At 64.0% G+C, this 13,668-nt stretch carries 12 protein-coding genes; 10 read left to right on the forward strand and 2 right to left on the reverse strand.

Annotated elements, in window-relative coordinates:
• Positions 1-133: 133 nt before the first annotated feature.
• Positions 134-2,251: a penicillin-binding protein 2 gene (gene mrdA / locus ABLV49_RS00875; RefSeq protein ID WP_349279785.1), complete on the forward strand. Its 2,118-nt coding sequence runs from the start codon at positions 134-136 to the stop codon at positions 2,249-2,251.
• Between the two features lie 6 nt (positions 2,252-2,257).
• On the opposite strand, the gene ABLV49_RS00880 is transcribed toward mrdA, so the two are convergent.
• Complete coding sequence (locus tag ABLV49_RS00880) at positions 2,258-3,016, reverse strand: sulfite exporter TauE/SafE family protein (RefSeq protein WP_349279787.1); 759 nt, start codon at positions 3,014-3,016, stop codon at positions 2,258-2,260.
• On the opposite strand from ABLV49_RS00880, the gene ABLV49_RS00885 reads away from it, so the two are divergent.
• The 8 genes from ABLV49_RS00885 to fahA all read left to right on the forward strand — a co-directional run bounded on the left by ABLV49_RS00885 (position 3,015) and on the right by fahA (position 10,740).
• Positions 3,015-3,206: a hypothetical protein gene (locus ABLV49_RS00885; RefSeq protein WP_349279789.1), complete on the forward strand. Its 192-nt coding sequence runs from the start codon at positions 3,015-3,017 to the stop codon at positions 3,204-3,206. The genes ABLV49_RS00880 and ABLV49_RS00885 overlap by 2 nt on opposite strands.
• A 284-nt stretch (positions 3,207-3,490) precedes the next feature.
• On the forward strand, positions 3,491-4,939 hold the full coding sequence (locus tag ABLV49_RS00890; protein ID WP_415838117.1) for an ammonium transporter: 1,449 nt from the start codon (positions 3,491-3,493) through the stop codon (positions 4,937-4,939).
• A gap of 30 nt (positions 4,940-4,969) precedes the next feature.
• Positions 4,970-5,377 (forward strand): hypothetical protein, encoded by a 408-nt coding sequence (locus ABLV49_RS00895; RefSeq protein ID WP_349279790.1) that lies wholly within the window; start codon positions 4,970-4,972, stop codon positions 5,375-5,377.
• Positions 5,378-5,551: 174 nt separating this feature from the next.
• Positions 5,552-6,250 (forward strand): TetR/AcrR family transcriptional regulator, encoded by a 699-nt coding sequence (locus ABLV49_RS00900; protein WP_349279792.1) that lies wholly within the window; start codon positions 5,552-5,554, stop codon positions 6,248-6,250.
• 139 nt (positions 6,251-6,389) lie between these two features.
• Entirely contained in the window at positions 6,390-7,475 is a 1,086-nt protein-coding gene (locus ABLV49_RS00905) for a porin (protein WP_349279793.1), read from the forward strand.
• A 97-nt stretch (positions 7,476-7,572) separates the two neighbouring features.
• The gene (locus ABLV49_RS00910) at positions 7,573-8,559 is read left to right on the forward strand and encodes a tripartite tricarboxylate transporter substrate-binding protein (protein ID WP_349279794.1); all 987 of its coding nucleotides are present in this window, start codon (positions 7,573-7,575) and stop codon (positions 8,557-8,559) included.
• 61 nt (positions 8,560-8,620) lie between these two features.
• Positions 8,621-9,433: a cyclase family protein gene (locus ABLV49_RS00915; RefSeq protein ID WP_349279796.1), complete on the forward strand. Its 813-nt coding sequence runs from the start codon at positions 8,621-8,623 to the stop codon at positions 9,431-9,433.
• Entirely contained in the window at positions 9,430-10,740 is a 1,311-nt protein-coding gene (gene fahA / locus ABLV49_RS00920; protein ID WP_349279798.1) for a fumarylacetoacetase, read from the forward strand. Before ABLV49_RS00915 ends, fahA begins: the two co-directional genes overlap by 4 nt.
• Here fahA and ABLV49_RS00925 read toward each other — a convergent pair.
• Positions 10,737-12,473, reverse strand: a complete 1,737-nt coding sequence (locus ABLV49_RS00925; protein WP_349279799.1) for a GMC family oxidoreductase — start codon at positions 12,471-12,473, stop codon at positions 10,737-10,739. The two genes, fahA and ABLV49_RS00925, sit on opposite strands and share 4 nt — an antisense overlap.
• 142 nt (positions 12,474-12,615) lie before the next feature.
• Between ABLV49_RS00925 and ABLV49_RS00930 the strand changes: the two genes are divergently transcribed.
• Positions 12,616-13,560 carry a LysR family transcriptional regulator gene (locus tag ABLV49_RS00930; RefSeq protein ID WP_349279801.1) on the forward strand — a complete coding sequence of 315 codons (945 nt, stop codon included), beginning with the start codon at positions 12,616-12,618 and terminating at the stop codon, positions 13,558-13,560.
• Positions 13,561-13,668: the final 108 nt, after the last annotated feature.

Consider the following 13,668-nt stretch of genomic DNA (forward strand, 5'->3'; position numbering starts at 1 on the left):
TTGTCACTGCGTGTACTGCGCTGCCCCCCGAGGGGGCTGGCCTTGCTTGGGGCGGCCCGGCGCTGCGGCCGTCACCCACTGATCAAATGCATTCCTCCCCGGCACTTTTTGCCCTGCGCCGAGTCCCATCGCCATGACTGAACTCAGAAATGTTGAAGCCGACCTGTCACGCTTTCGCACCCGTGTGCTGGTGGCCGGCTTGGTGGTGTTTCTCTGCTTTTCGCTGGTGGCGTCGCGGCTGGTGTACCTGCAGGTCTATCGCCACGAAGACCTGCGCGCGCAGGCCGAGAGCAACCGCACGGCGATTGTCCCCATCGTCCCCAACCGCGGCCTGATCCTGGACCGCAACGGCATCGTGCTGGCGTCCAACTACTCGGCCTACACGCTGGAAATCACCCCGTCCAAGGTCGAGAACCTGGACGAAACCATTGCCGCGCTGGAACAGCTGGTCGATATCCAGCCCCGGGACAAGCGGCGCTTCAAGCGCCTGCGCGAGGAGTCGAAAAGCTTCGAGTCGATCCCGCTGCGAACGCGTCTGAGCGACGAGGAAGTGGCCCGGTTCGCGGCCCGGCGCTTTGCCTTTCCGGGCGTGGACATCAAGGCCCGGCTGTTTCGCAGCTACCCCTATGGCGAGCTGGGCAGCCACGTCGTGGGCTACATCGGCCGCATCAACCAGACCGAGAAAGACGCCATCGAGGAGCGCGAGGAGGAAGGCAATTACCGCGGCACCGACTACATCGGCAAGCTCGGCGTCGAGCAGAGTTTCGAGCAGCAGCTGCACGGCCAGACCGGGGTCGAGCAGATGGAAACCTCGGCCGGCGGGCGCGCCATGCGCAAGCTCGCCACCAGCCCGGCCACGCCAGGCAACACCGTCATGCTGTCGCTGGACATCGGCCTGCAAAAACTGGTCGAGGACATGTTCGGGTCGCGGCGCGGCGCGCTGGTGGCGCTGGACCCGAGGAACGGCGAGGTGCTGGCCTTCGTCAGCAAGCCGACCTTCGATCCGAACCTGTTTGTCGATGGCATCGACCAGGAAAGCTGGCAGGCGCTCAACGAGTCCATCGACAAGCCGTTGCTCAACCGGGCGCTGCGCGGCACCTACCCGCCGGGCTCGACCTACAAGCCCTTCATGGCCATGGCCGCGCTGCAGACGGGCGCGCGTTCGCCGGGCGCCATCATCAACGACCCGGGCTTTTACATGTTCGGCGGCCACCGCTTCGGCAGCCCCGAGAACGAGCGCGGCGGCGCCATGGACATGAACCGCGCGATTGTCGAGTCGAGCAACGTGTATTTTTATTCGCTGGCCAATGAACTGGGCGTCGATGCGATCCACGACTTCATGGCGCCGCTGGGTTTTGGCCAGATCACCGGCATCGACATCAATGGCGAAGTGCGCGGCGTGCTGCCCAGCCAGGCCTGGAAACGCGGCTATTTCAAGCGCGTCGAGCAGCAGAAGTGGTTTGCCGGCGAAACCATCTCGCTGGGCATCGGCCAGGGCTACAACAGCTTCACCATGCTGCAGCTGGCGCAGGCCACGGCCACGCTGGCCAACAACGGGCTCAGGCACAAGCCGCGCCTGGTGATGGGCACGCAGGACACGGTGACGCGCGCCCTGCACCCGCTGCCCGCCGACCCGCCGGTCGATCTGGGCTACAAGCCCGAGAACGTGGCCATTGTCCGCAAGGCGCTGGTCGGGGTGACGCAGGGCGGCACCTCGACCAAGGTGTTTGCCGGGGCGCAGTATCTGTCCGGCGGCAAGACCGGCACGGCCCAGGCGGTGACGATAGGCCAGAAGGACAGGTACAACAAGTCGCGGATGGAAGAGCACCAGCGCGACCATGCGGTTTACATGGCGTTTGCGCCGGCCGACAACCCCAAAATCGCGCTGGCGGTGATTGTTGAAAACGCCGGCTGGGGCGCCGGCGTGGCAGCGCCGATTGCTCGCAGGGTGTTCGACTATGTGCTGATGGGCCAGTACCCGAGCGAAGAAGACATGCTCGCGGTGCAGGCCGGACGGGCCGCCGCGCCGATTGGCAAGCCGCGCCTGGCTGCCGAGATGAATGCGCTGCTGGTGGACGATACGCCCGGCGGCTCAACGTCTGCCGCGCCGCAAAAAGCCGAACCTCCCAGCCGTGGCGGCAAGGACAAGGCTCTCCGGCCGGCAAAAGCGGACAAGGCCGCCAAGGCTGCCGCGAATCCCCCGCCCCGGAAAACCCCGCCGGCCATTCCGCTGGCGACCCAGCCCAATTAGCCCCGCTTATTTCAGGAACGCGTCAAAGCCGGTTTTCAGGATCAGCGCGCTGACCACTCCGATGAACACCAGCCGCACAAAGCCTGCGCCATGCTTGAGCGCCAGGCGCGTGCCCAGCAGGCTGCCGGCCACGTTGGCCACGGCCATGGTGAGCGCGAAATGCCACCAGACATGTCCCTTGTAGGCAAACAGGCCCAGGGCCGCCAGGTTGGTCGCGGTGTTGAGCAGCTTGGCCGAAGCCGATGCGTTCAAGAAATCGTAGCCCAGCCAGCGGACAAACAAAAACACCAGGAAACTGCCGGTGCCGGGGCCGAAAAAACCGTCGTAAAAACCAATCACCAGGCCGATGCAGCAGGCTATCCCAGTTTCGGTGCGCCCGGTAAAGCGCGGCGTGTGGTGGCGGCCCAGGTCTTTTTTCGCCAGCGTATAGGCCAGCACCGCCAGCAGTACAAAGGGCAGGGCCTTGCGCAGGAAGCCGGGGTCGATGACCGTGACCAGCCAGGCACCCGCCAGCGAACCGAAAAACCCGGCGGCAGCGGCAGGCAGCAGCGCTGACCAGCGCAGCTGGACACGGCGGGCGTACTGCGTGGTCGCCACCGCCGTGCCCCAGACCGAAGCGCCCTTGTTGATGCCAAACAGGGTGGCCGGGTGGGTGGTGGGAAAGACGGCAAACAGGGCCGGCACCAAAATCAGGCCGCCGCCGCCCACGATGGAGTCCACAAAACCGGCCAGCAGCGAGGCGATAGAAACAAGCAACAATTCCATGGCCGCGATTGTCGCATTCGTTGATTCTATTTTTTGCTATCTTATTTATAGCTATAAACGGCCGCTGAACAAGCGCAGAAGCCATTTTTTATCCATAAATAAAGAGCGGCAGGCAAAAAAAAGCGCCGGGGTTGCCGGCGCTTTTTCCGAGCAGGCCTCTTGTGCCATGCCCGCTGTTTTTTACTTCTAAAGTGTCTCCTCGTCTCCCCGCAATGCGAGCAGCAAGGCTCGATAGCAAGTCCTTGAATATAACTTGCGCACTGAGACAGTGCATCAGGGATTTCCCGTGGATGGGGAAATCCCCAGGAGTTGATCTGGTTAAAAAACCGCATGGATGCAGATTTTGCCCGCCTGTGGCTGTGCGACGGGAGGCCGTGTCGCCTGACTTTTCAGGATTTGTAGCGTATTCGACAATCCGGCACAGATCATGCTTTTTGTTACCAACTGAAAGTATTTTAAAAAGGCAGGCCCCGCATGCATGCAATGAGATGGATCGCAGTGAGTTTGTTCTTCTGGCTGTGGATGGGCCTGGTTACCCAGCAGGCCCGCGCCCAGGCGCCCGCTGGCGCCCCGCCGGCCGCACTGGCGGCCCCTGCGGTTCCGGTTTCGGCGCCGCTGAATGATGCGAGCGTGGCCAATGCCGTCATGCCCGTGGCCCCGGCTGCGCTGACGCAGCCGGGCCTGGTGGGCGCCGAGACCCTCAATGGTGCGGACACGGCCTGGATGATGACCTCGACCGCGTTGGTGCTGCTGATGACGCTGCCCGGCATTGCCCTGTTTTACGGCGGCATGGTGCGGCGCAAAAGCGTGCTCAATGTCATGGCCTGCGTCGTGGGCACCTGCGCCATTGTCAGCCTGCTGTGGTTTGCCGTCGGTTATTCGATTGCCTTCACGCCCGGCAGTGGTGCGCTGGGCCACCTTCTGGGCGGCACGGACCGGCTCTGGTTTGCCGGATTCGACTACATCAAGGACGCGCAAAAGGTCGCGGTCAGCCATATCGCGCCGAACATTCCCGAATCGGTCTATGCAATGTTCCAGCTCAGTTTTGCCATCATCACGGCGTCGCTGGTGGTCGGCGCCTTCGTCGAGCGGATGCGTTTTTCGGCCACCTTGATCTTCATGGCGCTGTGGACGGTCGTGGTCTATGCGCCGATTGCCCACTGGGTCTGGGAGCCCAACGGCTGGCTGGCGCGCCTCGGCGCGCTGGATTTTGCCGGCGGGTCGGTCGTGCACATCAACGCCGGCATTGCCGGGCTGGTCTGCGCCTACGCTCTCGGCCCGCGCAAGGGCTATGGCACCGAGCCGTTCTCGCCCTTCAACCTGGGCCTGACCATGGCCGGCGCGGGCATGCTGTGGGTCGGCTGGTTCGGCTTCAACGCCGGGTCTGCCGTGGCGGCCGACGGGCGGGCCGGCCTGGCGATGACGGTGACCCACATTGCCGCGTCCGCCGGCGCCCTGTCCTGGATGGCGGCCGAATGGCTGTCGCGCGGTCGCCCTTCGCTGCTGGGCGTGTGCTCGGGCCTGGTGGCCGGGCTGGTCGCCATCACGCCGGGGGCCGGTTACGTGTCGCCGGGGTCGGCCGTGGTCTTTGGCCTGGTCGCCGGGGTCGCCTGCTACTGGGGCGCCACCGGCCTGAAGCGCCTGCTCAACGCCGACGATTCGCTGGATGTATTCGGCGTGCATGGCATCGGCGGCATCGTGGGCTCGCTGCTCACGGGCGTCTTTGCCAGCAAGACCATTTCCGGGGTCGAGGGCAGTGTGCTGATCCAGTTCGTGGGCGCCGCAAGCGTCATGCTCTACAGCCTGGTCATGACGGGCCTTCTGTTGTGGATCACTTCCTTGTGCGTCGGCCTGCGCGTGAGTGAGACGGCGGAAATCGACGGCCTGGACATTGACCAGCATGCCGAACGCATGGGAACCTGACCGATTGGCTTACCCTGAAGGAGCTTGAGCATGAGCATGTCTTCCAATGAAAAACTGGCGATTGCCGCTCACCTGCATGTGCTGTTGCGCCGCAAGACCGGCCGCGTGACCGACACCGAATGGATGGCCAGCAACCCGGTTTACGCCGCTGAAGTCATCCGCCTGGCCCACCAAAAGGCGGCCGAGGGCGGTCATGACGACCTGGGCATCCTGGCCGACCGGCTTGAAGCGGCGATGGCTTTTCCGGATGCGCCGGTGTACAGGCCGCTGGCCCAGCGGGTGTCGGAGGCTGCAAAAGCGCACAGCGCCCGGGCCTTGAGCGCCAGGGCGCCAGCGCCTCCCGCTCCCGGCGGGGACAGTGCATTTGGCGACAGCCAGCCGGGCGTGGACGGAGCGCCAAGGCCGAATTCGCCGCGCTATGTCAAGGGGCTGCGCTGAACCAGGCGCCTTTGGCCGCTCCATGATGCGGCGGCTTTGCCGTGATGGCAAAAGCCCGCTTTTCTAAACTCGCCGATCAGATGTGAAGCCGGATTTTCTCAGGGTTTATACGAGTGTATAAATATATGATACGTTTGTATATTTAGACACCTGCAAGATCAACCTTGGGAAACCATGACAACTTCGAAAAAACTGGACCAGGCTGTCCCGCTGGCCCGTCCTTCCAAAGGGCGCGCGAACGCAGAAGCTTCGGCTGACCGCAAGAGCGACATTCTGCTGGCGGCGGAACAACTGTTTGCCCTGCACGGTTTCCATGGCGTATCGATTCGCGATATCGCCAATGAAGCGGGCGTGCAGTTTGCGCTGGTCGGCTACTACTACGGACCCAAGCTCAATCTGTACCACGAAATTTTCAGGCAGCGGGCCGGTTACGTGCAGGAGCGCCTGGCCTTTTTGGCCTCGGCGCAGAAAAATGCGGCGCCCGGGCAGTTGCTGGAAAAAATCGTCGAGGCTTTTGTCACTCCGGTGCTGGAAGTGGCCCGCGATCCGCAACGCCGAAACTTCCTGCGCCTGATTCAGCGCGGCATGGACGAACAGCTGGTGGAAGACGAGGCCGTGATTGGCAGCCTGTTCAATCCCATGGCGCATGCGTTCATTGACGCCTTCACCGCCGCGCTGCCGGGTGTAAGCCGGGGAGCCGCCGCCTGCTGCTACCAGTTTGCCCTGGGCTCGCTGCTGCACCATGTCGGCGACAAGCGTATCGAGGTGCTGTCCAGGGGCGAATTCCTGCCCTGCGACCCGCAAGCAGAAGCATTGCTGCTGAAGTTCATCACGGCAGGTATTCGCGGCGTTTTTGCGCGCTCCGCCCACTAGCCGCAGTCACGGCGATGAAAACCTTCCGGTACGGCCAGCCGCCCTAGCCACGGCGCGCCTTTAACTCCCCCCCTTTCGATTAATTTCAGAACGGTTCATGCCGTCCTGCGGGTCAACTCACGTCAAAAAAAGGTAAATCATGAAAAAAGCAGCAGTTCTTGCCACCCTCGGAGTCGCCTTGCTGGCCGCTCAAGCCCATGCACAGACCAGCGTCACCGTCAGCGGCACCGTGGACGCGTACGCCGGCAGCATGCACCTTGGTGGCGCAACGCGTCAAAACCGCGTGGAAAGCGGCGGGCTGTCAACGCCGCAAATCAACTTCGATGGTGTGGAAGACCTTGGCGGCGGCATGAAGGCCGAGTTCGCGCTGGGCATGTTTTTGCGGACCGACACCGGGGCCGGCGGCCGGTTTGACAACGACCCGCTGTTTGGCCGCCGGGCCTTTGCAGGCCTCAAGACTGATTGGGGCACCGTTCGGCTGGGCCGCCAGACCTCCAACAGCTTTCTGAACATGCTGCGAACCAATTCGCTGGGCGATTCCGCCGCGTTCAGCCCGGTCTTCCTGCATACCTTCCGCAATGCGATTGGACAGGGCGCGCAATTCCTGAGCCCTGGCGCACCGCCTGCCAGCCGTACCCTGACCGGCGCGCTGGGCACCACCGACAGCGCATGGAACAACGCGCTGGGTTACGTCTCTCCGACTGCGGGCGGCGTCACGGTTTCCGCGCTCTATGCGCCGGGAGAGGTGGCGGGCGTTGGCAACAGAAAGGAGTTGAGCGTCTTCTACGCCAACGGCCCCTTGAACCTGGCACTGGCCGTTGACAGGTTCGGGGCTGGCGCGGTGCCGCCTTCCGGCCCTGCGGCCGCAGCGCTGCAATCGCAGACCAGCGTGCAGGTCTCGGGCGCCTATGCCTTCGATTTCGCGCGCGTGAGCGCCGGCTACTTCAACCACAAGCGGGACTACGCGAGCGTGGTGGACGACAGGATCAGTACCGTCCATCTGGGCGCCAGCCTGCCCGTCGGACCCGGTGCCTTGCTGCTGCAGACCGCGCACAGCCGTCAATCCCCCAGCGTGGGCAGCACCACCAAACGCACGACGACGACGCTGGCTTACGACTACAACTTTTCCAGGCGTACCGATGCCTATGTCCTTTACATGAACGACAGGTTTGCCAGCCTGGCCTCGGGAAATTCATTGGTCGTGGGCATTCGCCACCGGTTTTAAACCGTTCAAACCGCTGCCGAACCCTAGGGTTTATACGGTCGTATATTTAATTGTACAAACGTATAATTTTTTCATTGACAGCCATCAGGAGACAAGCATGATTCAACGCCGCCGATTCTTACAAACCGCCGCAAGCCTGCCAGTGGCGATGGCTTCTGGCCTGCCGCTCATGAGCCGGGCGCAGGCGGTGCCCGAACTGGCCAGAATCCTGACCGGATTTCCCCCCGGCGGCACCCTTGATGTGCTGGCGCGCCGCGTGGCGGACAAACTGCGCGGCGCTTATGCCGCCAACATGGTGGTTGAAAACAAGCCGGGCGCGGCGGGCCAGGTCGGCATCATCACCCTGAGAGACAGCAACCCCGATGGAAGCGTTTTGCTGCTCACGCCATCGTCCATGCTGTCCATCTATCCATTGACTTATCCCCGGCTGCAGTACGGCGTCAACGACGTCAAGCCTGTTGCGCTGGGTGCTCATATCAATCATGGGCTGGCGGTGGGTCCGGGGGTGCCCGAGAGCGTGAAGACGCTCAAGGACTTTCTGGCCTGGTCAAAAGCCAATCCGGAACGCGCAAATTTTGGCAGCCCGGGGGGCGGCTCCATGCCGCACCTGATCGGGATTTTGCTGGGCAAGTTTTCCGGGGTCGAGCTTCAGCACATCCCGTACCGGGGTTCGGTGCCGGGGGTGCAGGATTTGCTGGGCGGACAGATCAGTTCCTTTTGCGGGCCGATTGGCGACTATTTGCCCTACGTTGCCAGCCAGAAACTGCGCGTGCTGGCGATTTCGAGCAAAGGCGCTTCGCCATTTCTTCCCGGTGTGCAGACCTTCAGCTCGTTTGGCTATCCGATTTCCGTGACGGAATGGTACGGTTTTTTCCTGCCTGGAAAAGCCAGCGAAGCAACCGCGCGCCGCGCATCGGCTTACCTGCAGCCGGTGCTGTCGCAGCCGGATGTGGTTGCGTATGGCCAACGGTTCGGGCTGGCCGTCACCTCATCATCCGCCGACGCGCTGGCCGATTTGCTCCAGGCCGATGTCGCGCAGTGGCAACGCCTCATCAAGCAAATCGGTTTCACCGCCGAGTCGTGATTCCGGCCTTTTGAAGGGCCAGGAAATGCGCGGAATTTCTTAAATACCAACGGAGTCAGGCATGCCACGCAAGTTTGTAGATTTATCGATTTTTCTTGAAAACGACGTCCAGTCCGACCCGCCCGGGCTGGGTCCGAAAATTGAGTATTTCACCCACAAGAACACCTACGAGCACATCGAGCCCTTCTTTCCGGGACTGCAGAAAAAAGACCTGCCCGACGGCGAGGGCTGGGCGGTGGAGCTGGTGCGGCTTTCGACCCACAACGGCACGCACCTGGATGCGCCTTACCACTTTCACAGCACCATGGACGACAAGCTGGGCGATAAAAAGCCGGCGATTGCCATCCATGACGTGCCGCTGGAGTGGTGTTTCCAGCCCGGTGTCAAGCTTGATTTCACCCGGATGCCCGACGGCTACGTGGTGCAGGCCGATGATGTCGAGGCCGAGCTGAAACGCATCAACCACACGCTGAGCCCGCTGGAAATCGTGATCATCAACACCCGCGCCGGCTCACGCTACGGCCACAGCGACTATGTGGCCGCCGGCGCGGGCATGGGCTACGAAGCCACCATGTACCTGCTGGAGCGCGGCGTGCGCCTGACCGGCACCGATGCCTGGAGCTGGGATGCGCCGTTTGTCCACACCGCCCAAAAATACCGGGAAACCCGGGACGCCTCGCTGATCTGGGAAGGCCACAAGGCCGGGCGCGACATTGGTTATTGCCACATGGAAAAAATGCACAACCTCGAAGTGCTGCCGCCCACCGGGTTTTTCATCAGCTGCTTTCCGCACAAGATTCGCGGTGCCTCGGCGGGCTGGACACGGGCCGTGGCCATTTTTGACGATGCCCTGATGGCGGCGGGCCGAGCATGAACAAATTACTCAACCACACCCACGACCCTGCGGCACGCAGCTGGCTGGAATCCGCCAATACCTTGTGTGATTTCCCGATTCAAAACCTGCCCATGGCCGTGTTTCGCACTGCAGGCAGCCATGAAGGCTTTCGCGGCGGCGTGGCGATTGGCGACCAGGTCGTGGATCTTGCCGCGCTCAGTGCTGCGGGTTTGTTGCAAGGCGTCGCCCTGCAGGCTTGTACGGTGTGCACCCAAAGCACGCTGAATGACCTCATGGCACTCGGCCCGGCGGCCTGGCAGGCCTTGCGCCATGCCCTGTTTGCGCTGCTGCACGTTCAGGCTACGCCCGCACAGCAGCAAACCCTTCGCGCCTGCCTGGTGCCCCAAAGCGTCGTCGAATACGCCGTGCCCGCCCGCATTGGCGACTACACCGACTTTTATACCTCCATTCACCACGCCCGCAATATGGGCCGCATTGTCAAGCCCGACGACCCGCTGCCCGCCAACTTCCAGTGGCTACCGATTGCCTACCATGGCCGCGCGTCCAGCGTGGTGGTCAGCGGCACGCCGTTTCACCGGCCCATGGGGCAGTCGGCGCTGCCCGGCGGCAGCCAGCCGGTGTACGGACCGTGCGCGCGGCTGGACTTCGAGCTGGAACTGGGCATGTTCATGGGCGCGGGCAATGCCCTGGGCCAAACCATTGCGCTGCCCGATGCCGAAAACCATATTTTTGGCGTTTGCCTGCTCAACGACTGGTCGGCCCGCGACATCCAGTTCTGGGAAATGACACCGCTGGGGCCTTTTCTGGGCAAAAACTTCTGCACCAGCATTTCCCCGTGGGTGGTCAGCCTGGAGGCGCTGGTGCCTTTTCGGCTGCCGTTCAGCCGCCCTGCCGGCGAGCCGCAGCCGCTGCCCTACCTGGACAGCCCCGCCAACCGTGCGCAGGGCGTGTTCGACATCCAGCTCGAAGTGCTGATTGAAACGCCGCAACAGCGGGCGCGGGTGTTGCGCACCAGCTTTCGCCACCAGTACTGGACGCTGGCGCAAATGGTGGCGCAGCACACCATGGGCGGCTGCAACCTGCGGCCCGGCGACCTGCTTGGCACCGGCACGATTTCCGGCCCCACCGCGCAAGAAGCCGGCGCCCTGGTCGAGCTGACGCAGGGCGGGCGCAAGCCGCTGGATTTGCCCGGGGGCGAGCAGCGTGCCTTTCTGCACGATGGCGACAGCGTGGTGCTGCGCGGATGGTGCGAAAAGCCCGGTGCGGCGCCGATTGGTTTTGGCGAATGCCGGGGCACGGTGCTGCCCGCGCTGGCTGGCGTTTAAATTCCGTCCCGTATCCACTGCGCCGCCTTCTCGGCAATCATCAAGGTAGGCGAGTTGGTGTTGCCGCTGGTGATCAGCGGCATGACGCCCGCATCGACCACGCGCAGCCCGCGAACGCCGCGCACCCGCAGGTGCGAATCGACCACCGCCATCGGGTCGTCGGCGCGGCCCATTTTCGTGGTGCCGACCGGGTGGAAGATGGTCGTGGCGATGTCGCCGGCCAGCCGCGCCAGGTCTTCGTCGGTCTGGAACTGCACGCCCGGCTTGAATTCCTCGGGCTGGTATTTGGCCAGCGCCCCCTGGCTGACGATCTTGCGCGTGATGCGCAGCGAATCGGCGGCCACCTGCCGGTCCTCTGGCGTGCTCAGGTAGTTGGGCGCAATCGCCGGCGCGTCTTCAAAGCGGCCGGTCTTCAGGCGTACGCTGCCCCGGCTGGTCGGGTTCAGGTTGCAGACGCTGGCGGTGAAGGCATTGAAGCGGTGCAGCGGCTCGCCAAAGGCGTCGAGCGACAGCGGCTGGACGTGGTACTCGATATTGGGATACGGCTGGTCGGGCGAACTGCGCGTGAAGGCGCCCAACTGCGACGGCGCCATGCTCATCGGGCCGGTGCGGCGCAGCGCGTATTCGAGCCCGATGCGCGCCTTGCCCCAGAGCGAATCGGCCATGGTGTTGAGCGACAGGCCCCAGCGCTTCTGGCCGGGCGCGTGCTGGATCTTGTACACCGAGCGGATCTGCAGGTGGTCCTGCAAATTGGCGCCCACGCCCGGCAAGTCCTGCACCACGGCAATCCCGTGCTGCCGCAGCAAGCCGGCCGGGCCGATGCCCGAGAGCTGCAGGAGGTGCGGCGAGCCGATGCTGCCGGCGCACAGCAGTACCTCGCCCATGTGCTCCGAGTCACGCGTCGCCAGCGCCGTGACGCGCTCCTGGCCGGTCCAGACCTCGACCCCGGTACAGCGCTGGCTGCCGTCCGGCTGCGGCTGGATCACCAACCGGCTGACCTGCGCATTCGTCCACAGTTCAAAGTTCGGCCGGCCCAGGCAGGTCGGCCGCAGGAAGGCCTTGGCGGTGTTCCAGCGCCAGCCGTTTTTCTGGTTGACTTCAAAATAGCCCACGCCTTCGTTGTTGCCCCGGTTGAAGTCCGGTGTTTGCGGAATGCCCGCCTGTTGCGCCGCCTCGGCGAAGGCATCCAGAATGTCCCAGCGCAGGCGCTGCTTTTCCACCCGCCATTCGCCGCCCGCGTTGCGGTGGCGCAGGATTTTCTGGTACGGATTGGTCTTGTCCTGCATCAGCTCGGGCGCCACGCCGCGCGCGCCGTGCAGCGCGTCGGCGCCCTTGTAATGGTCTTCGTGCAGCTTGAAGTGAGGCAGGGCGTTGTCCCAGGTCCAGGCGCTGTCGCCGGTCAGCCGCGCCCACTGGTCGTAGTCACGCGCCTGGCCGCGCATGTAGATCATGCCGTTGATGCTGGAGCAGCCGCCCAGCGTCTTGCCGCGCGGATAGCGCAGCGACCGGCCGTTCAGCCCCGCGTCGGGCTCGGTGGTGAACAGCCAGTCGGTGCGCGGGTTGCCGATGCAGTACAGGTAGCCGACCGGAATGTGTACCCAGTGGTAATCGTCCTTGCGGCCGGCCTCGATCAGCAGCACGCGCTTGGACGCGTCGGCGCTCAGCCGGTTGGCCAGCAGGCAGCCGGCCGTTCCGGCGCCGATGATGATGTAGTCGAAGCTGTGTTCGCTCATGGCCTCACCTCGCGGCCGCCAGGGCCTGGATAATTATTTGCTGTGCTCATGACGCGATGTCCCCTTTGATGCGCCAAGTATCTTCACAATGGGGTTTCATATCCAATGATTTGAGCCAAATAGCGTTATAAGTTTTGCAAATATGAGCCTGAACTTTGATCCCCAAACCTTGCGCGCTTTCGTGGCCGTGGCGCGGCATGGCAATGTCTCGCGGGCGGCTGAGCGCCTGCACCTGAGCCAGCCTGCGGTCAGCCTGCAGCTCAAGGGGCTGGCCGCCAACACCGGCTTGACGCTGTTCACCCGCACGCCGCAGGGGCTGACGCTCACGCGCGACGGCGCGGCGCTGCTGCCGCAGGCCGAAAAAGCCCTGGCGGCGCTGGCCGATTTTGCGCAGGCGGCGCTGGGGCTGCACAGCACTGTGCGTGGCACGCTGCGCATCGGCACCATTCTGGACCCCGAGTTCACCCGGCTCGGGGCGTTCCTGAAGGAACTGGTGGAGGCCGCGCCGCAGATCGACACCGAGCTGCGCCAGGGCATGAGCGGCAATGTGCTGGCGCAGATCGTCCGGGGCGACCTGGATGTGGGCTTTTACCTCGATCGGCCAGAAAAAAGTGAAGCAAATCAGGGGTTTGCGCAGGATGGACGGGCGCAGGCTGCTATTGATTTTGAAGTCATGGAGCTGACGCGCTTTACGTACCGCGTCATCGCGCCCGCCGGCTGGGGCCAGCAGGTGCAGGGCCGCGACTGGAAGGCTCTGGCCGCGCTGCCCTGGCTGGCCACGCCGCCGGCCAGCGTTCACCATCGGCTGCTGTCGCGGGTGTTTGGCGCGGCCTCGCTGACCGGCCTGGAGCCGCGCCGCGTGGCGCTGGTGGACCAGGAAGCGTCGATGCTCGACCTGGTCAAATCCGGCGTCGGCCTGAGCCTGGCGCGCGACTCCATCGCGATCCGCGAAAGCCAGGCGCATGGCCTGGTGGTGGCGGACCGGGTCAGCCTGGACTGCGTGCTGAGCTTCATCTGCCTGAAGGCGCGGGTGGCCGAACCCGTGGTGGCCAGCGCCTGGGGCGCGCTGGCGCAGGCCTGGCGATGAGCCGGCCTGCCGCCATGGCGCCACGGCCTGTGGGACAGGGCCGACTCATCCGTGGACGCGCTGACGCGCAGCATTCTCAGCGGTTACCATCACGCTTTGACCTGGCGT

Source organism: Polaromonas hydrogenivorans (assembly GCF_040105105.1).
Classification (GTDB): Bacteria; Pseudomonadota; Gammaproteobacteria; order Burkholderiales; family Burkholderiaceae_C; genus Polaromonas; species Polaromonas hydrogenivorans.

Coding starts and splice junctions, on each gene's coding strand:
- mrdA (WP_349279785.1), top strand. CDS start 134: ATGACTGAACTCAGAAATGTTGAAGCCGACCTGTCACGCTTTCGCACC.
- ABLV49_RS00885 (WP_349279789.1), top strand. CDS start 3,015: ATGGCCGCGATTGTCGCATTCGTTGATTCTATTTTTTGCTATCTTATT.
- ABLV49_RS00880 (WP_349279787.1), bottom strand. CDS start 3,016: ATGGAATTGTTGCTTGTTTCTATCGCCTCGCTGCTGGCCGGTTTTGTG.
- ABLV49_RS00890 (WP_415838117.1), top strand. CDS start 3,491: ATGCATGCAATGAGATGGATCGCAGTGAGTTTGTTCTTCTGGCTGTGG.
- ABLV49_RS00895 (WP_349279790.1), top strand. CDS start 4,970: ATGAGCATGTCTTCCAATGAAAAACTGGCGATTGCCGCTCACCTGCAT.
- ABLV49_RS00900 (WP_349279792.1), top strand. CDS start 5,552: ATGACAACTTCGAAAAAACTGGACCAGGCTGTCCCGCTGGCCCGTCCT.
- ABLV49_RS00905 (WP_349279793.1), top strand. CDS start 6,390: ATGAAAAAAGCAGCAGTTCTTGCCACCCTCGGAGTCGCCTTGCTGGCC.
- ABLV49_RS00910 (WP_349279794.1), top strand. CDS start 7,573: ATGATTCAACGCCGCCGATTCTTACAAACCGCCGCAAGCCTGCCAGTG.
- ABLV49_RS00915 (WP_349279796.1), top strand. CDS start 8,621: ATGCCACGCAAGTTTGTAGATTTATCGATTTTTCTTGAAAACGACGTC.
- fahA (WP_349279798.1), top strand. CDS start 9,430: ATGAACAAATTACTCAACCACACCCACGACCCTGCGGCACGCAGCTGG.
- ABLV49_RS00925 (WP_349279799.1), bottom strand. CDS start 12,473: ATGAGCGAACACAGCTTCGACTACATCATCATCGGCGCCGGAACGGCC.
- ABLV49_RS00930 (WP_349279801.1), top strand. CDS start 12,616: ATGAGCCTGAACTTTGATCCCCAAACCTTGCGCGCTTTCGTGGCCGTG.